Below are 17,312 nucleotides of genomic sequence, written 5' to 3'. Positions count from 1 at the left end.
GTCTTTTTATTTGACACAGGTGAACATTTTGCGCCGTATGGCCCTGATCGGTTTCCCCAACGGCAGGCACGGATGTCCCAAGACCCCCTTCTGCAGCCCTATCGGCTGAAACATCTGACCCTGCGCAACCGGATCATGATCACCAGCCATGAACCGGCCTATCCCGAGGACGGGATGCCCAAGGATCGCTATCGCGCCTATCATGTCGAACGGGCCCGGGCGGGGGTGGCGCTGACCATGACGGCAGGGTCGGCGGCGGTGTCGCGCGACAGCCCGCCGGTCTTCAACAACATCCTGGCCTACAAGGACGAGGTCGTTGGATGGATGCGCAAGCTGGTCGATGAATGCCACGACCACGGCGCGGCGGTGATGATCCAGCTGACGCATCTGGGCCGGCGCACCCGGTGGGACAAGGGCGACTGGCTGCCCGTGGTGGCCCCCGGCCACGAACGCGAGGCCGCCCATCGCGCCTTTCCCAAGCGGATCGAGGATTGGGACATAACCCGCATCACCCGCGATTTCGCGGATGCCGCTGAACGGATGCAGGCCGCGGGCGTCGACGGGATCGAGCTGGAGGCCTATGGCCACCTTCTGGAACAGTTCTGGTCGCCCCTGACCAACGACCTTGAGGCACCGTGGGGCGGCAGCCTGGAGAACCGCCTGCGTTTCACGATGCAGGTGCTGGGCGCGATCCGCGACCGCTGCGGGCCGGATTTCATCGTCGGCCTGCGCTATACCGGCGATCAGGTGCTGGCCGGCGGCATGGGTGCCGAGGAGGGGTTCCGGGTGTCGCATCTGCTGAAGGACAGCGGGCTGGTCGATTTCCTGAACGTGGTGCGCGGCCATATCGACACCGATGCCGGGCTGACCGACCTGATCCCGGTGCAGGGCATGCGCAACGCGCCGCATCTGGAATTCGCGGGCCGGATCCGGGCCGAGACGGGGTTTCCGACCTTTCACGCCGCCAAGATCCCCGACGTCGCGACCGCGCGTCATGCCATCGCCGCGGGCCTGCTGGACATGGTGGGCATGACGCGGGCGCACATGGCCGACCCGCATCTGGTGCGCAAGATCACCCAAGGCCGCGAGGATGACATTCGCCCCTGCGTCGGCGCGAACTATTGCCTGGACCGCATCTATCAGGGCGGGCTGGCCTTCTGCCTGCACAACGCCGCGACCGGGCGCGAGGAGACGATGCCTCACGACATCCCGCCCGCGTCCGATAGGCGCCGCGTGACGATCGTGGGCGCCGGTCCCGCCGGGCTGGAGGCGGCGCGCGTGGCCGCCGAACGCGGGCATGCCGTGACCGTCTTCGAGGCCTCGGACAAGCCAGGCGGCCAGATCCGCCTGACCGCCCAGCAGGAGCGGCGGCGCGAGATGATCTCGATCATCTCGTGGCGGATGGCGATGTGCGAAAAGCACGGCGTGTCGTTCCGCTTCAACAGCTATGCCGAGGTGGACGACGTGCTGGCCACCGACCCCGACGCGGTGATCGTGGCCACCGGCGGGCTGCCCCATACCGAGGTGCTGGGCGCGGGCAACGACCTGGTCTGTTCGGCCTGGGACATCCTGTCGGGCGATGTGAAACCGGGCCAGGACGTGCTGATCTTTGACGACGCGGGCGACCATGCGGGCCTGCAGGCCGCCGACATCATCGCCGCCACCGGCGCGCGGGTGGAGATCGTGACCCCCGACCGCGCCTTCGCCCCCGAGGTCATGGCGATGAACCTGGTCCCCTACATGCGCAGCCTGCAGCGCCGGGATGTGACCTTCACCGTGACTTGGCGCCTGGTGTCGGTGGTGCGCGACGGCAATCGCCTGCGCGCCACGCTTGGCAGCGACTATGGCGACATGACCCGCGAAAGGCTGGTCGATCAGGTGGTGGTGAACCATGGAACGCGACCGCTGGACGATCTGTATTTCGACCTCAAGCCCCTGTCGCGCAATCTGGGCGCGGTCGATTACGACGCGATGATCGCGGGCGGGGCGCAGGATGTCGCCGCGAACCCCGACGGGCGGTTCCGCCTGTTCCGCATCGGCGACGCGGTCGCCGCCCGCAACACCCATGCCGCGATCTATGACGCGCTGCGGCTGGTCAAGGACCTTTGACGGGCCATGGCGCCCCAACCGACATCAACCGGGAGACTGACGATGAGACATCTTCTATCCATGACGACCCTGGCCCTGGGCACCGCGCTTGCGGTGCCCGCCGCGGCGCAGGACGCACCGGGGACCTGCGGTGATCTGTCGATCGCGCAGATGGGCTGGACCTCGGCCGAGATCATCACCGAGGTGGCCAAGTTCCTGCTGGAGCAGGGCTATGGCTGCGACGTGACGCTGGTCAAGTCGGACACCATCCCGGCCATCACCTCGGTCGCCGAGAACGGAGAGCCGGATATCGTCACCGACCTTTGGCTGAATTCGGCCGGAGAGGCCTATACCCGGCTGGAGGCCGAGGGCACCATGGTGACGCTGGCCAACGTCCTGGACCCGGGCGGGATCGAGGGCTGGTGGATCCCCACCTATCTGGCCGAGGCGCATCCCGAACTGACCACCATCCAGGGCGTGCTGGACAATCCCCAGCTGGTGGGGCGGTTCAACAACTGCCCCGAAGGCTGGGGCTGCCGCGTGGTCAGCGACAACCTGATCCGCGCGCTGGACCTGGAGGGTGCGGGCATCGAGGTGTTCAACCACGGGTCGGGCGAAACGCTGGCATCGTCGATGGGATCGGCGGTCAGCGCGCAGGAGCCTTGGTTCGGCTATTACTGGGGCCCCACCGTGCCGCTTGGCAAGTATGACATGACCCGGATCGACCTTGGCGGTTATGACGAGGCCAAGTTCACGCCGCTGCAGAACCCGAACGCGCCCGACCCGCAGGTGTCCGATTTCCCCGAGGCGCCCAGTGTCACCGCCGTCACCGCCGCCCTGGTGGACGAGCAGCCCGAGGTGGTCGAGTTCCTGCGCAAGATGACCTTCAAGACCGACGAGCTGAACACCCTGCTGGCCTGGCAGGACGAGAACAGCGCATCGGCCGAGGAGGTGGCGGTCCATTACCTGACCACCAACACCGACGCCTGGTCCGGCTGGCTGTCGGACGACGCCAAGGGCAAGCTGTCGGCCCTGCTGGGCCAGAACTGACCGGCGGGCCGGGCCCGGGGCGATCCCCGGCCCGGCCTGGCGGACGCGCATCCATCGGGGGACTGACATGGCGACCTATGACGGGCTGTTCGACGCCCTGGGGCTGAGGGCATGGTGCGACGCGGGCGGCGGAGGGGGCGGGCCGATGTCGATGGCCGACCTGATGGCGCGGGCATCGGGCGGTTCGGCCGCACCGGCGGGGTCGTGGTGGGACCTGCCGCTGCCGTCGCTGAACAACCTGCACGCGGCCTGCGGTGCGATCTGGCAGACGCGCGACCTGACCCTGGGTCTGGAACGTGCGTTCCTGTCGGCGCGCGACGCGCTGCGCATCGTGCTGGACCCGGTGACCCAACCGCTCAGCTGGATGCTGCGCCAGATGATCTGGCTGATGGTGGCGACGCCGTGGTTCATCATGCTGCCCCTGCTGCTGGCCGTGACCTGGGCGGTGGCGCGGTCCTGGCGCGTGGTCGGGCTGGTGGCGCTGTCCCTGGGGTTCCTGGCCTTCGTCGACCATTACACCGAGGCGATGCAGACGCTGGCGATCATCTTTGTCTGCGCCTTCATCTGCGTGCTGATCGGGGTGCCGGTCGGCATCGCCATGTCGCGCAGCGCCGCGCTGCGCCGGATCGGCACGCCGGTGCTGGACATGCTGCAGACGCTGCCGGCCTTCGTCTATCTGATCCCGCTGATCTTCCTGTTCAGCGTGACCGAACCCAAACTGTACGGCATCGCAATCATTCTCTATGCGATCGTTCCGGTCATCCGCCTGACCGACCTGGGCATCCGCCTGGTCGATCCCGACGTGATCGAGGCCGCCGACGCCTTCGGCATGACCCGCGGGCAGAAGCTGTGGCGCGTCCAGATCCCGCTGGCCCTGCCAAACATCATGGCGGGCGTGAACCAGACCATCATGATGAGCCTTGCGATGGTGGTCATCGCGTCGCTGGTCTCGGCGCCGGGCCTGGGCGTGCTGGTGCTGCGCGGCATCCGCAACCTGGAACTGGGCGTGGGGCTGGTGGCGGGCTTCGGCATCGTGCTGCTGGCCATCATCCTGGACCGCGTGACCAAGGCATCGCTGGCGCGCATCGACGTCAGCCGGGACGGCCGCTGATGGATGCCCCGGTCAAGATCCGTATCCGCAATCTGTACAAGATCTTCGGCAGCAGGCCCGCCGCGGTTCTGCCGCAGGTGCTGGAGGGCCTGTCCAAGCCCGAGCTGCTGGCGCGCCACAACCACGTGCTGGGCCTGCGCGACATCAACGTGGACATCCGCGAGGGCCAGATCACCGTCATCATGGGCCTGTCCGGGTCGGGCAAGTCCACGCTGATCCGCCACCTGAACCGGCTGATCGAACCCACCGCCGGAGAGGTGCTGGTCGACGGCGACAACATCCTGACCTGGAACGAACGCCGCCTGCGCGACCTGCGGCGGCGGACCATGTCGATGGTGTTCCAGAAATTCGCGCTGCTGCCGCATCGCACGGTGCTGGACAACGCGGGCATGGCGCTGCTGACGCAGGGGGTGCCGCGCGCGGGATACGAGGCCGACGCCCGCGCCTGGCTGGACCGGGTGGGCCTGGGCGGATACGGCGCGCATTTCCCCCACCAGCTGTCGGGCGGCATGCAGCAGCGGGTGGGCATCGCGCGGGCGCTGACCTCGAACGCGGGGATCATGCTGATGGACGAGGCGTTCTCGGCGCTGGACCCGCTGATTCGCACCGACATGCAGAACCTGCTGCTGGAACTGCAGGCGGAACTGCACAAGACCATCGTCTTCATCACCCACGACCTGGACGAGGCGCTGAAGCTGGCCGATCACCTGGTGATCCTGAAGGACGGCCAGGTGGTCCAGCAGGGAGAGCCGCAGGGCATCCTGCTGAACCCGGCCGATCCCTATATCGAGGCGTTCATCGCCGACATCAACCGCGCCCGCGTGCTGCGCGTGCGCTCGGTCATGACGGGGCCGGGCGATGGCGCATCGTCGGGTCAGGTGGATGCGGACGACACGCTGGAAAGCGTGATCGCCCTGTCGCGCGGCGACACGGCGCGGCGTTATCAGGTGATGCGCGACGGGCAGGTGGTGGGCATGGTCGACATGGGCGCGGTCATCCGCGCGCTGGTCCCGCCGCAGCGCATGGGTGGCGATTGACGGCCGCGCGGTGCATGCTGGCGCCCGAACCGCCAGAAAGAGAGCCCGATGAAGCCCGACGTCCTGATGCTGTCCCCCACCCGCCCCGACGCCCAAGCCCGCCTTGAACAGCAGTTCACCCTGCACCGTCTGGATCTGGCCGACGACAGGCCCGCCTTTCTGGCGCGCCACGGTGCCGCCTGCCGGGGCATGGTCGCGATGGGGCACACGAGCGTCGACGCGGCCCTGCTGGACCAGCTGCCCGCGCTGGAGATCATCAGCTGCGGGTCGGCGGGCTATGACGCGTTCGACGTCGATGCCATAGCGCGCCGCGGCGTGGCCCTGACCAACGCCTCTCCGGCGCTGGCGCAGGAGGTCGCGGACATGGCGCTGCTGCTGGCGCAGATGGGCTGGCGCAACGTCGTGGCCGCCGATGCCTGGGTCCGCAACGGCGATTGGGCGCGCAAGGGCGCGTTCCCCCTGCAGCGCAGCTTTCGCGGGCGCAGGCTGGGCATCGTGGGCATGGGCACGATCGGCCACAAGATCGCCGAACTGGCCAGCCAGCAGGGGTTGCAGGTCGCCTATTGGAACCGCCGCGACAAGGATGCGGGCTATCCGTTTCAGCCCGACCTGGGACAGCTGGCGCAGGACAGCGACATCCTGATCGCCATCGTGGCCGGGGGGCCGGACACGCAGGGGCTGATCTCGGACCGGGTGCTGCGCGCGCTTGGCCCGGACGGGCTGTTCGTGAACGTCGCGCGCGGATCGGTGGTGGACGAACCCGCGCTGATCGCGGCGCTGCAGGACGGGGGCCTTGGTGCTGCTGCGCTGGACGTGTTCTGGTCCGAACCCGACCCCGATCCGCGCCTGACCGCGCTGCCCAACGTCACCCTGTCGCCGCATCAGGGGTCGGGCACGGTCCAGACGCGGGACGCGATGGCGTCGCTGATCGTCGACAACCTTGAGGCGCATTTCGCGGGACAGCCGCTGATCAGCCCGGTGGACCTGACGCGGCCCTAATCGGCGGCCAGGGTCTTTTCGATCACCCTCTGGCGCACGCGCCGCGCCAGCCGCGACAGTGGCCGGCGCCGCAGGTTCAGCAGGTAATAGGGGTCCACGCGGATCTCGCGGGGCTGGGCCAGCAGCGCGAACCCCGCATGGACGGGCGGCCGCATCAGCAGCTGCGCCACCTCCTCCGAGACCGAGGCGATGGCGTCGCTATTCGCAAGATAGGCGATGGTGAACAGGATCGACGGGCTGTTGACGATGTTGCGCGGCTCGGCCAGGCCCACGGCGGCGAAGGCCTCCATCGTGGCCTCGCGGATGGGGGCGCCGCGGCTTTGCATGATCCATTCGTGGTCATGCAGTTCGGTCAATGTCACCATCGGGGCGCGCGCCATCGGGTGATCGGCGCGCACGCAGAAGGTTACCTTCTCGTCGCGCAGCGGCAGGATCTCGAAATCGCGGCTGTCGAATTCCGGCAGGATCCGGGCCAGCGCGAAGTCCATCTGCCCCGTGGTCAGATGGCCAAGCAGTTCGCGCGACGGCATCACGTCGACGGTGATGTCGGCCTCGGGCGTCTCCTTCTTGATCTCGCGGATCGAGGCCATCAGATAGCCGACCGCAGGCCCGGTGACCGCGCCCACATGCACCGACCCCGCCTGGCCGCCGCGCAGGGCGTGGACGTCGGCCGACATGCTGTGCATCTCGCGCAGGATCACGCGGGCGCGGCGCAGGACGGTGCTGCCGATCTCGGTCGGTGACATGCCCTTGGGCTGGCGCTCGAACAGCGGGGCGCCGAACAGGCGCTCGACCTCGGCCAGCATCCGCGATGCGGCGGGCTGGGTCATGGCGCAGTTCGCCGCCGCCTGCCGCAGTTGCCCGCTGTCGGCGATCTCCAGGATCAGGCGCAGCTGCGCGGGTTTAAGATAGGACCGTGCGGGAATCTCGGACATGCATTTTCCGGTATGTTGAAGGTCGCAAATCTCATTTTACTGATAACCCGTCGCTTTGCTATCGTCCTGTCGGGAGCATTCGAGAGGGGCGGCGCCACGGCGCCGAAAGGGAGAATCACATGAGACTGAACACCGCCGCGATCGCGCTGGCGATCGGAACGTCGTGGCTGGCCTTCGGCGCCGCGGCCCAGACCGTGGGCATCTCGATGCCCACGCAATCGTCGGCCCGCTGGATCGATGACGGCAACAACATGGTCCGCCAGTTCCAGGAGGCCGGCTATGAGACCGACCTGCAATACGCCGAGGACGACATCCCCAACCAGCTGGCCCAGGTCGAGAACATGATCACCAAGGGCGTCGACGTCCTGGTGATCGCCGCCATCGACGGCACCACGCTGTCGAACGCGCTGGCCAATGCCGCCGCGTCCGACATCAAGGTCATCGCCTATGACCGCCTGATCCGCGACACGCCGGATGTCGATTATTACGCGACCTTCGACAACTTCTCGGTCGGCGTCGAGCAGGCCAATTCGCTGGTCGCGGGCCTGGAGGAGCGGTTCCCCGACGTGAAACCCTGGAACGTCGAGCTGTTCGGCGGCAGCCCGGACGACAACAACGCGTACTTCTTCTATGACGGGGCGATGTCGGTCCTGCAGCCGCTGATCGACGACGGGCGCATCGCGATCCCGTCGGGCCAGATGGGCATGGACACGGTCGGCACGCTGCGGTGGGACGGATCGGCCGCGCAGGCGCGGATGGATAACCTGCTGTCGTCGAACTATACCCAGGCCACCGTGCATGGCGTACTGTCGCCCTATGACGGGCTGTCCATCGGCATCCTGTCGTCGCTGAAGGGCGTGGGTTACGGGTCGGGCGATCAGACCATGCCCATCGTCACCGGCCAGGACGCCGAGGTCCAGTCGGTCAAGTCGATCCAGGCCGGAGAGCAGTATTCCACCGTTTTCAAGGATACCCGCGAACTGGCCCGCGTCACCGTGGGCATGGTCGATGCCATGCTGAAGGGCACCGAGCCCGAGGTGAACGACACCGAGACCTATGACAACGGCGTCAAGGTCGTGCCCTCCTATCTGCTGGAGCCGGTGCCGGTCGACGCCTCGAACTGGGAGCAGATCCTGGTCGAGAGCGGCTATTACACCCCCGAGCAGTTGCAGTGACACCAGCCGGACCGTCCCCCGCGGGGCGGTCCCCATCCGGGGCAGGGCCATGACAGACCTTCTGGAAATGCAGGGGATCAGCAAGACATTTCCCGGCGTCAAGGCGCTGGACGATGTCAGCCTGACCGTCGCGCAGGGCGAGATCCACGCCATCTGCGGAGAGAACGGCGCGGGCAAGTCCACGCTGATGAAGGTGCTGTCGGGCGTCTATCCCACCGGCAGCTATGACGGGCGGATCGTCTTCGACGGCCAGCCCGTCGATTTCCGCACCATCCGCGACAGCGAGGATCGCGGGATCATCATCATCCACCAGGAACTGGCGCTGGTGCCGCTGCTGACCATCGCCGAGAACATCTTCCTGGGCAACGAACGCGCCACCCGCGGCGTCATCGACTGGCCCGAGACGTACCGCCAGACCGAGGCCCTGCTGGCCAAGGTCGGCCTGCGCGAGACGCCGGGCACCATCGTCGACACCCTGGGCGTGGGCAAGCAGCAGCTGGTCGAGATCGCCAAGGCCCTGTCCAAGAACGTGCGCCTGCTGATCCTGGACGAACCGACCGCGGCCCTGTCGGAAAGCGACAGCCAGGCCCTGCTGGACCTGCTGCTGGAGCTGAAGGGCCAGGGCGTCACCAGCATCATCATCAGCCACAAGCTGAACGAGGTGCGCCGCGTGGCCGACAGCGTCACCGTGATCCGCGACGGCGCCACGATCAGCACGCTGGACGCGCGGCAGGGCCTGACCGAGGACCGCATCGTGCGCGACATGGTGGGCCGGGACATGGCGCATCGCTATCCCGACCGCGACCGCCGCGCCGGAGAGGTGCTGTTCGAACTGCGGGGCTGGAACGTCTGGCATCCCGAACAGCGCGACCGCCAGATGATCCGCGACCTGTCGATGACCGTCCGCGCCGGAGAGGTCGTGGGCATCGCCGGGCTGATGGGGTCGGGCCGGACCGAGCTGGCGATGAGCGTCTTCGGCCGCAGCTATGGCCGCGACATCGCGGGACAGGCGCTGGTCCGGGGGCGTCCGGTGGACCTGTCCACCGTCGACCGCGCCATCGCCGCAGGGCTGGCCTATGTCACCGAGGACCGCAAGACGCTTGGCCTGATCCTGGACGAGACGATCCGCCGCAACACCATCCTGGCCAACCTGGACGGCGTCGCGCGCCGCGGCATCGTGGACGAAACCCGCGAGACCGAGGTGGCCGAGACCTATCGAAGGCAGCTGCGCATCCGCACCCCGTCGGTGTTCCAGAAGGTCATGAACCTGTCGGGCGGCAACCAGCAGAAGGTCGTCCTGGCCAAATGGCTGTTCACCGATCCCGACGTGCTGATCCTGGACGAACCCACGCGCGGCATCGATGTGGGCGCGAAATACGAAATCTATAGCATCATCAACGACCTGAGTGCCGCGGGCAAGGGGGTCGTCATGATCTCGTCCGAGATGCCAGAGCTGCTGGGCATGTGCGACCGCATCTATGTGATGAACGAGGGCCGCTTTGTCGGGGAACTGACCGCGGATCAGGCCAGCCAGGAAGCGATCATGTCGCTGATCGTCAGGGAATAGAAAGGACATGGCCGTGGAACAGACGGACCGCGCGCCGGGCATCGGCATCGGCGACTACATCATGCGGCACATCCGCGAATACGGGCTGCTGTTCGCGCTGATCGCGATCATGGTCTTCTTCCAGATCGTGACGGGGGGCGTGCTGCTGCGCCCGGTGAACATCACCAACCTGTTCCTGCAGAACAGCTATATCATCATCATGGCGCTTGGCATGCTGCTGGTGATCGTGTCGGGCCACATCGACCTGTCCGTGGGGTCGGTGATGGGGTTCGTCGGCGCGCTGGCGGCTGTGATGATCGTCACCTGGGGCATGCCGGTCTGGGCCGCGATGGCGATCTGCCTTGTCATGGGCATGGCGATCGGCGCGGTGCAGGGCTATTTCGTGGCCTATTGGAAGATCCCGTCCTTCATCGTCACGCTGGCGGGGATGCTGGTCTTTCGCGGGCTGTCGCTGTGGCTTCTGGCGGGGCAGTCGGTCGGACCGTTCCCGGCGAACTTCCAGCTGCTGTCGACGGGGTTCATCCCCGACATTTTGGGCATCGGGCGGCCGAACGGGCTGGCCATGGCCGTGGGCGTGATGGCGACGCTGCTGATCGTGTGGCTGGGCCTGCGCACCCGCGCCCGCAACGCCCGCTATGGCATCGAGGACGAACCCTTCGCCCTATTCGTGCTGCGCAACGCCATCGTCGCCGCCGCGCTGCTGTTCGTGACGTGGAAGCTGGCCTGGTTCCGCGGCCTGCCCAACGTGCTGCTGTCGATGGTGGCGCTGACGGTGATCTATGTCTTCCTGACCGAACGCACGACGATCGGGCGGCGCATCTATGCGGTCGGCGGCAATGCCAAGGCCGCAAAGCTGTCGGGCATCCGCACCGAACGGCTGACCTTCCTAACCTTCGTCAACATGGGCCTGCTTGCGGCGCTTGCGGGCCTGATCTTCGCGGCGCGCCTGAACACCGCCACGCCCCGCGCGGGCTTTGCGGTCGAGCTGGACGTGATCGCCGCGGTCTTCATCGGCGGGGCGTCCATGTCGGGGGGCGTGGGCCGCATCGTGGGCGCCGTGGTCGGTGCCTTCATCATGGGCGTGATGAACAACGGCATGTCCATCATGGGCATCGGCATCGATTACCAGCAGGTGATCAAGGGCCTGGTCCTGTTGGCCGCGGTGTTCTTCGACGTCTACAACAAGAACCGCGAGGTCTGATCCATGTTCCTGTCGCAACTGACCCTGACCGACGGCACCCGCGCCGTCGCCGCCCGCACCGACGGCGCGGCGCATCTGGTCCCCGGCGCGACCTCGACCCGCGACCTGGCGCTGGCGGCGATCGCCGCGGGCCGGGGCCTGGCGGCCGAGGTCGCGGCCCGCGGGCGGGGTGATGCGGTCGATCTGGCCGAGGCGCTGGACCAGGGCCGCCTGCTGGTGCCGCTGGACCATGACGATCCCGCGCATCTGCACCTGACCGGCACCGGGCTGACCCATCTGGGATCGGCATCCACCCGCGACGCCATGCACCAGAGCGCGGTCGAGACGCTGACCGACAGCATGAAGATGTTCCGCATGGGGCTGGAGGGCGGCAAGCCCGACAAAGGCCGCATCGGCGCCCAGCCCGAATGGTTCTACAAGGGCAACGGCCATGCGGCGGTGGCCCCCGGCGCGGCCCTGACCTCGCCCGGCTTCGCCCTGGACGCCGGAGAGGAGCCCGAGATCGCGGGCCTTTATGTGATCGCCCCCGATGGCCGCCCGTTCCGCTTGGGCTTTGCCTTGGCCAACGAATTTTCCGACCACGTGACCGAACGCGGTAACTATCTGTGGCTGGCGCATTCCAAGCTGCGGGTGGCCAGCTTTGGCCCAGAACTGCGGGTGGGCGAGCTGCCTGCCGATCTGCGCGGGACCAGCCGCCTGGTCCGCGACGGCGCGGTGGTCTGGGAAAAGCCGTTCCTGTCCGGAGAGGCGAACATGTCCCACAGCCTGGCCAACCTGGAACACCATCACTTCAAGTACGACCTGTTCCGCCGGCCCGGGGACGTGCACGTGCATTTCTTCGGCACCGCGACCCTGTCCTTTGCCGACGGCATCACCACGCGCGACGGCGACAGCTTCCAGATCGAATGCCCGGATTTCGGCCTGCCGCTGGTCAATCCGCTGACGCAACGCCCCGCCGACGCGACGCCCGTCGCGGTCGCGGCCCTGTAGAGGTCCGGCCCATGACATTCACCCCCGCCCCCTGGCCCCGCCGTCTGCGTTCGCAGGAATGGTATGGCGGCACGTCACGCGACACGATCTATCACCGCGGCTGGATGAAGAATCAGGGCTATCCGCATGACCTGTTCGATGGGCGCCCGATCATCGGCATTCTGAACACCTGGTCCGACCTGACGCCCTGCAACGGCCACCTGCGCGAACTGGCCGAGAAGGTGAAGGCCGGCGTGTGGGAGGCGGGTGGCTTTCCGGTCGAGGTGCCGGTCTTCTCGGCCTCGGAAAACACGTTCCGGCCAAGCGCGATGATGTTCCGCAACCTGGCCGCCCTGGCGATCGAAGAGACGATCCGCGGCCAGCCGATGGACGGCGCGGTGCTGCTGGTCGGCTGCGACAAGACTACGCCCAGTCTGATCATGGCGGCGGCGTCCTGCGACATCCCCTCGATCGTGGTGACCGGCGGGCCGATGCTGAACGGCTATTTCCGCGGAGAGCGCGTGGGGTCGGGCACGCATCTGTGGAAGTTCTCGGAGGCGGTGAAGGCCGGAGAGATGAGCCAGGACGATTTCCTGGAGGCCGAGGCATCGATGTCGCGTTCCTCGGGGACCTGCAACACGATGGGCACCGCCAGCACGATGGCCTCGATGGCCGAGGCATTGGGCATGGCGCTGTCCGGCAATGCCGCGGTCCCGGCGGTGGACTCGCGTCGCCGCGTCATGGCGCAGATGTCGGGGCGGCGCATCGTGCAGATGGTCAAGGACGATCTGAAACCGTCCGACATCATGACCAAGCAGGCGTTCGAGAACGCCATCCGCGTCAACGGCGCCATCGGCGGGTCGACCAACGCGGTCGTGCACATGCTGGCCATAGCGGGCCGCGTGGGGGTGGACCTGACGCTGGACGATTGGGACCGCTGCGGGCGGGACGTGGCGACCATCGTGAACCTGATGCCGTCGGGCCAGTACCTGATGGAGGAGTTCTTCTATGCCGGCGGGCTGCCCGTGGTCATCAAGCACCTGGCCGAGGCGGGGCAGCTGCACAAGGGCGCGTTGACCGTCAGCGGCCAGTCCATCTGGGACGAGGTCAAGGGGGTGATGAACCACAATCCCGACGTGATCCGCCCCGCATCGAACCCGCTGACGCCCCAGGGCGGCATCGCGGTGCTGAAGGGGAACCTAGCCCCCAACGGCGCAGTGCTGAAACCGTCCGCCGCCAGCCCGCATCTGCTGGTGCACCGGGGCCGCGCGGTCGTGTTCGAGGACATCGACCACTACAAGGCGCGCATCACGGACGAGGCGCTGGACATCGACGAGACCTGCGTGATGGTCCTGAAGAATTGCGGGCCCAAGGGCTATCCCGGCATGGCCGAGGTGGGCAACATGGGCCTGCCGCCCAAGGTCCTGCGCCGGGGCATCACGGACATGATCCGCATCTCGGATGCGCGCATGTCGGGCACGGCCTATGGGACCGTGGTCCTGCACACCGCCCCCGAGGCGGCGGCAGGCGGGCCGCTGGCCGTGGTCCGCGACGGCGACATGATTGAACTGGACGTGCCGAACCGCCGCCTGCACCTGGACATCCCCGATTCGGAACTGGCCGCGCGGCTGGCCGCGTGGCGTCCGCTGCCCGATCAGCCGACCAGCGGTTACGCCTACCTGCACCAGGCCCACGTGATGGGCGCCGATACCGGGGCGGACATGGACTTCCTGCGCGGGTGCCGGGGCAACGCGGTCGGAAAGGACAGCCACTGATGAAGATCGCCCTGGTCGGCATCGGCAAGATCGCCCTGGATCAGCACGTCCCCGCGCTGGCCGCCAGCCCGGACTGGGACCTGACGGCGACCGTGTCGCGCAGCGTTCAGGTTCCGGGCGTCCTGGCCTTTCACGACATCGACACGATGCTGGCGGCCCACCCCGAGATCTGCGCGATCAGCCTGTGCCTGCCGCCCGTGCCACGCTTTGCCGCGGCGGTGGCGGTGCTGCGCGCGGGGCGGCACCTGATGCTGGAAAAGCCCCCCGGCGCCACCCTGTCCGAGGTTCACGTCCTGCGCGACATGGCCGCGGCGCAGGGGCTGACGATCTTTGCCACCTGGCATTCGCGCATGGCCCAGGGCGTCGCCGCGGCCCGCGACTGGCTGGCGGGTCGCACCATCCGCGAAGGCCGGATCACCTGGCGCGAGGATATCCGCAAATGGCATCCCGGCCAAGACTGGATCCTGGACGCGGGGGGCATGGGCGTGTTCGATCCCGGTATCAACGCCCTGTCGATCCTGACCGCGATCCTGCCCGAACCTGTGCATCTGCAGGGCGCCGACCTGGACGTGCCTGCCAACCGCCAGGCCCCCATCGCAGCGCGGCTGCAGCTGTCGCAGGGCATCACCGCCGATCTGGATTTCCGTCAGCAGGGGCCGCAGACCTGGGACATCCGCATCGTCACCGACGACGGCACGCTGGTGCTGAGGAACGGCGGCAACATCCTGCAGATCGACGACCGCCCCGTGACGGGCGGCGACAGCATCATGCAGGAATACCCCGCCCTGTATGACCGCATGGCGCGGCTGGTGCGCCAGGGGGCGTCCGACGTGGACCTGGCGCCGATGGTGCTGGTCGCCGATGCCTTTACCTCGGGCCGGCGGCATGCCGTCGATCCGTTCGAATTCTGAAGGAGACCTTGATGACCCACCCCCGCGATGGACAGCACCTGATCCTTGGCCGCTGGCAGGACGCTGACGATCCGGACGCCGTCGACGCCGCCGCCCGCGCGGCCGAGGCGGCATTTCCGGAATTCGCCGCCCTGTCCCGCGACGCCCGGGCCGGGTTCCTGGAGGCCATCGCCGACGCGATCGAGGCGCGCGCCGACGCGATCACCGAAACCGGCGCGGCCGAGACCGGCCTGCCCACCGCGCGGCTGCAGGGTGAACGCGGGCGCACCACCGGGCAGCTGCGCCTGTTCGCGGACCACATCCGCAAGGGCGATTACCTGGACCGCCGCCACGACGTGGCGCTGCCTGACCGCCAGCCGCTGCCGCGCCCCGATCTGCGGATGATCCAGCGGCCGGTGGGGCCGGTCGCGGTGTTCGGCGCGTCGAACTTTCCGTTGGCCTTCTCGACCGCGGGGGGCGACACGGCATCAGCGCTGGCGGCGGGCTGCCCGGTCGTGGTCAAGGGCCACCCCGCCCATCCCGAAACCGGCCGCATCGTGGCCGAGGCGATCCTGGAGGCCGCCGGGCGGACCGGCATGCCGGCCGGGGCCTTTGCCTATCTGGACGGGGCGGGGCACCAGACCGGCCAGGCGCTGGTGCGTCATCCGCTGATCCGGGCAGTGGGCTTTACCGGCAGCCTGGGCGGCGGGCGCGCGCTGTTCGACCTGTGCGCCGCGCGGCCCGAACCGATCCCCTTTTATGGCGAACTGGGCAGCATCAACCCCTGCTTCCTGCTGCCCGCCGCCATGGCCGCGCGCGGCGATCAGATCGCCCAGGGCTGGGCGGCCAGCCTGACGATGGGCGCGGGCCAGTTCTGCACCAATCCGGGCGTGGTGATCGTTCCCGCGGACAGGGCCGACGCGTTCGCCGGTGCCGCCGCCGCCGCGCTGGCCGATGCACCGGCCCAGGGGATGCTGAGCGACGGCATCGCACAGTCGTTCCGCGACGGCGTGGCGGCGGTCGCCGGGGGAGCGACGCCCGTGACCGTGGCCGAGGCGTCGGGCCGGAACGCGCGTCCTGCCGTCTTTCGCGCGACCGCATCCGCGTTCCTGGACAACCCCGACCTGGCACATGAGGTGTTCGGCCCGCTTGGCCTGATCGTGGCCGCCGACGGTGATGCGCAGATGCTGGAAGTGGCCCGCGCGCTGGACGGCCAGCTGACGGTGACGCTGCAGATGGATAACGGCGACACGGACCTGGCGGCGCGGCTGATGCCGGTCCTGGAACGCAAGGCCGGGCGCATCCTGGCCAACGGCTGGCCGACCGGGGTCGAGGTGTCCGATGCCATGGTCCATGGCGGCCCCTATCCGGCCTCCACGAATTTCGGCGCGACCAGCGTCGGCACTCTGGCGATCCGGCGCTGGCTGCGCCCAGTCTGCTTCCAGAACCTGCCCGACGCCCTGCTGCCGCACGACCTTCGCGACTGAGGGAAGACAGCCGCGCGGACAAAAGTCTAAACATATCCAGGGAGGATGTTCACATGACCCATGCAACCATGCTGACGACCGTCGCCGCGCTGGCCCTGTCGGCCGGGGCGGCCCTTGCCGAGGGAGAGACGATCGGCTTTTCGCAGATCGGTTCGGAATCGGGCTGGCGCGCGGCCGAGACCACGCTGACCCGCAGCCAGGCCGAAGATCGCGGCTATCAGCTGCAGTTTTCCGACGCCCAGCAGCGGCAGGAGAACCAGATCGCCGCGATCCGGTCCTTCGTGGCCCAGGGGGTCGATGCGATCCTGCTGGCGCCGGTCGTGGCCACGGGCTGGGACAGCGTCCTGCAGGAGGCCGCCGAGGCGGAGATCCCCGTCGTCCTGCTGGACCGCCAGGTCGACAGCGCCGACGATCTGTACCTGACCGCCGTGGGCTCGGATCTGGTCCACGAGGGCGAGGTCGCGGGCCAGTGGCTGGTCGACGAGGTCGCGGGCGAACCCTGCCGCATCGTGGAGTTGCAGGGCACCACCGGCTCCAGCCCCGCCATCGACCGCAAGACCGGCTTCGAGAACGCCATCGCGGGCCATGACAACCTGGAGATCGTGCGCAGCCAGACCGCCGATTTCACCCGCGCCCGCGGCAAGGAGGTCATGGAGAGCTTCCCGCAGGCCGAGGGCGGCGGCGCTGACATCTGCGCGCTCTATGCCCATAACGACGACATGGCGGTGGGCGCGATCCAGGCCATCAAGGAGGCGGGTCTGGCGCCGGGCACCGACATCCTGGTCGTGTCCATCGATGCGGTGCCCGACATCTTCCAGGCCATCGCGGCGGGCGAGGCCAATGCGACGGTCGAACTGACACCCAACATGGCCGGCCCCGCCTTCGACGCGCTAGAGGCGTATTGGGCCGACGGAACCATGCCCGAAAAGTTCATCCAGACCGAATCCAAGCTGTACACGGCGGCCGACGATCCGCAGGGCGAATACGACCGCCGCAAGGACTTGGGCTACTGATACCGCGCGGGCGGG

Annotated in this window: 14 protein-coding genes; 13 read left to right on the top strand and 1 reads right to left on the bottom strand. The window is 68.1% G+C overall.

The features are described from left to right. The first annotated feature begins 72 nt into the window (after positions 1-72). The 5 genes from hpbA to EOJ32_RS18565 all read left to right on the top strand — a co-directional run bounded on the left by hpbA (position 73) and on the right by EOJ32_RS18565 (position 6,285). The gene (gene hpbA, locus EOJ32_RS18585; RefSeq protein WP_127899823.1) at positions 73-2,109 is read left to right on the top strand and encodes an N-methyl-L-proline N-demethylase HpbA; all 2,037 of its coding nucleotides are present in this window, start codon (positions 73-75) and stop codon (positions 2,107-2,109) included. 42 nt (positions 2,110-2,151) lie between these two features. Next, on the top strand, positions 2,152-3,138 hold the full coding sequence (locus EOJ32_RS18580; RefSeq protein WP_127899822.1) for an ABC transporter substrate-binding protein: 987 nt from the start codon (positions 2,152-2,154) through the stop codon (positions 3,136-3,138). Between the two features lie 67 nt (positions 3,139-3,205). Beyond that, on the top strand, positions 3,206-4,249 hold the full coding sequence (locus EOJ32_RS18575; protein WP_045983669.1) for a proline/glycine betaine ABC transporter permease: 1,044 nt from the start codon (positions 3,206-3,208) through the stop codon (positions 4,247-4,249). Then, entirely contained in the window at positions 4,249-5,286 is a 1,038-nt protein-coding gene (locus EOJ32_RS18570) for a glycine betaine/L-proline ABC transporter ATP-binding protein (RefSeq protein WP_127899821.1), read from the top strand. Before EOJ32_RS18575 ends, EOJ32_RS18570 begins: the two co-directional genes overlap by 1 nt. A 48-nt stretch (positions 5,287-5,334) precedes the next feature. After that, complete coding sequence (locus EOJ32_RS18565) at positions 5,335-6,285, top strand: 2-hydroxyacid dehydrogenase (RefSeq protein WP_127899820.1); 951 nt, start codon at positions 5,335-5,337, stop codon at positions 6,283-6,285. Here EOJ32_RS18565 and EOJ32_RS18560 read toward each other — a convergent pair. Beyond that, entirely contained in the window at positions 6,282-7,220 is a 939-nt protein-coding gene (locus tag EOJ32_RS18560; protein ID WP_127899819.1) for a LysR family transcriptional regulator, read from the bottom strand. The two genes, EOJ32_RS18565 and EOJ32_RS18560, sit on opposite strands and share 4 nt — an antisense overlap. Before the next feature lie 119 nt (positions 7,221-7,339). Between EOJ32_RS18560 and chvE the strand changes: the two genes are divergently transcribed. The 8 genes from chvE (at position 7,340) to ytfQ (ending at position 17,297) form a co-directional block, all read left to right on the top strand. Continuing rightward, entirely contained in the window at positions 7,340-8,395 is a 1,056-nt protein-coding gene (gene chvE, locus EOJ32_RS18555; RefSeq protein ID WP_084693901.1) for a multiple monosaccharide ABC transporter substrate-binding protein, read from the top strand. A gap of 49 nt (positions 8,396-8,444) precedes the next feature. Then, complete coding sequence (gene mmsA, locus EOJ32_RS18550; protein ID WP_127899818.1) at positions 8,445-9,962, top strand: multiple monosaccharide ABC transporter ATP-binding protein; 1,518 nt, start codon at positions 8,445-8,447, stop codon at positions 9,960-9,962. A 7-nt stretch (positions 9,963-9,969) separates the two neighbouring features. Continuing rightward, entirely contained in the window at positions 9,970-11,163 is a 1,194-nt protein-coding gene (gene mmsB / locus EOJ32_RS18545) for a multiple monosaccharide ABC transporter permease (protein WP_127899817.1), read from the top strand. Positions 11,164-11,166: 3 nt separating this feature from the next. Continuing rightward, positions 11,167-12,153 (top strand): AraD1 family protein, encoded by a 987-nt coding sequence (gene araD1, locus EOJ32_RS18540; RefSeq protein WP_127899816.1) that lies wholly within the window; start codon positions 11,167-11,169, stop codon positions 12,151-12,153. An 11-nt stretch (positions 12,154-12,164) separates the two neighbouring features. Beyond that, entirely contained in the window at positions 12,165-13,907 is a 1,743-nt protein-coding gene (gene araD / locus EOJ32_RS18535) for an L-arabinonate dehydratase (protein ID WP_127899815.1), read from the top strand. Beyond that, on the top strand, positions 13,907-14,818 hold the full coding sequence (locus tag EOJ32_RS18530) for a Gfo/Idh/MocA family protein (RefSeq protein ID WP_127899814.1): 912 nt from the start codon (positions 13,907-13,909) through the stop codon (positions 14,816-14,818). Before araD ends, EOJ32_RS18530 begins: the two co-directional genes overlap by 1 nt. Positions 14,819-14,829: 11 nt before the next feature. Continuing rightward, complete coding sequence (locus tag EOJ32_RS18525) at positions 14,830-16,284, top strand: aldehyde dehydrogenase (NADP(+)) (RefSeq protein WP_127899813.1); 1,455 nt, start codon at positions 14,830-14,832, stop codon at positions 16,282-16,284. Between the two features lie 68 nt (positions 16,285-16,352). Continuing rightward, positions 16,353-17,297, top strand: coding sequence for a galactofuranose ABC transporter, galactofuranose-binding protein YtfQ (gene ytfQ / locus EOJ32_RS18520; protein WP_164871509.1), 945 nt, complete (start codon positions 16,353-16,355; stop codon positions 17,295-17,297). Positions 17,298-17,312 lie beyond the last annotated feature (15 nt).

Origin of the sequence: Paracoccus sp. Arc7-R13, assembly GCF_004010775.1 — a bacterium.
Lineage (GTDB): Bacteria > Pseudomonadota > Alphaproteobacteria > Rhodobacterales > Rhodobacteraceae > Paracoccus > Paracoccus marcusii.
The sequence above is the reverse complement of the archived record's forward strand: the minus strand, read 5'-3'. Positions and strand labels throughout refer to the sequence as shown.

Bases quoted from the DNA above. Each gene is read 5' to 3' on its own strand.
- hpbA (WP_127899823.1), top strand. From the start codon at position 73: ATGTCCCAAGACCCCCTTCTGCAGCCCTATCGGCTGAAACATCTGACC.
- EOJ32_RS18580 (WP_127899822.1), top strand. From the start codon at position 2,152: ATGAGACATCTTCTATCCATGACGACCCTGGCCCTGGGCACCGCGCTT.
- EOJ32_RS18575 (WP_045983669.1), top strand. From the start codon at position 3,206: ATGGCGACCTATGACGGGCTGTTCGACGCCCTGGGGCTGAGGGCATGG.
- EOJ32_RS18570 (WP_127899821.1), top strand. From the start codon at position 4,249: ATGGATGCCCCGGTCAAGATCCGTATCCGCAATCTGTACAAGATCTTC.
- EOJ32_RS18565 (WP_127899820.1), top strand. From the start codon at position 5,335: ATGAAGCCCGACGTCCTGATGCTGTCCCCCACCCGCCCCGACGCCCAA.
- EOJ32_RS18560 (WP_127899819.1), bottom strand. From the start codon at position 7,220: ATGTCCGAGATTCCCGCACGGTCCTATCTTAAACCCGCGCAGCTGCGC.
- chvE (WP_084693901.1), top strand. From the start codon at position 7,340: ATGAGACTGAACACCGCCGCGATCGCGCTGGCGATCGGAACGTCGTGG.
- mmsA (WP_127899818.1), top strand. From the start codon at position 8,445: ATGACAGACCTTCTGGAAATGCAGGGGATCAGCAAGACATTTCCCGGC.
- mmsB (WP_127899817.1), top strand. From the start codon at position 9,970: ATGGCCGTGGAACAGACGGACCGCGCGCCGGGCATCGGCATCGGCGAC.
- araD1 (WP_127899816.1), top strand. From the start codon at position 11,167: ATGTTCCTGTCGCAACTGACCCTGACCGACGGCACCCGCGCCGTCGCC.
- araD (WP_127899815.1), top strand. From the start codon at position 12,165: ATGACATTCACCCCCGCCCCCTGGCCCCGCCGTCTGCGTTCGCAGGAA.
- EOJ32_RS18530 (WP_127899814.1), top strand. From the start codon at position 13,907: ATGAAGATCGCCCTGGTCGGCATCGGCAAGATCGCCCTGGATCAGCAC.
- EOJ32_RS18525 (WP_127899813.1), top strand. From the start codon at position 14,830: ATGACCCACCCCCGCGATGGACAGCACCTGATCCTTGGCCGCTGGCAG.
- ytfQ (WP_164871509.1), top strand. From the start codon at position 16,353: ATGCTGACGACCGTCGCCGCGCTGGCCCTGTCGGCCGGGGCGGCCCTT.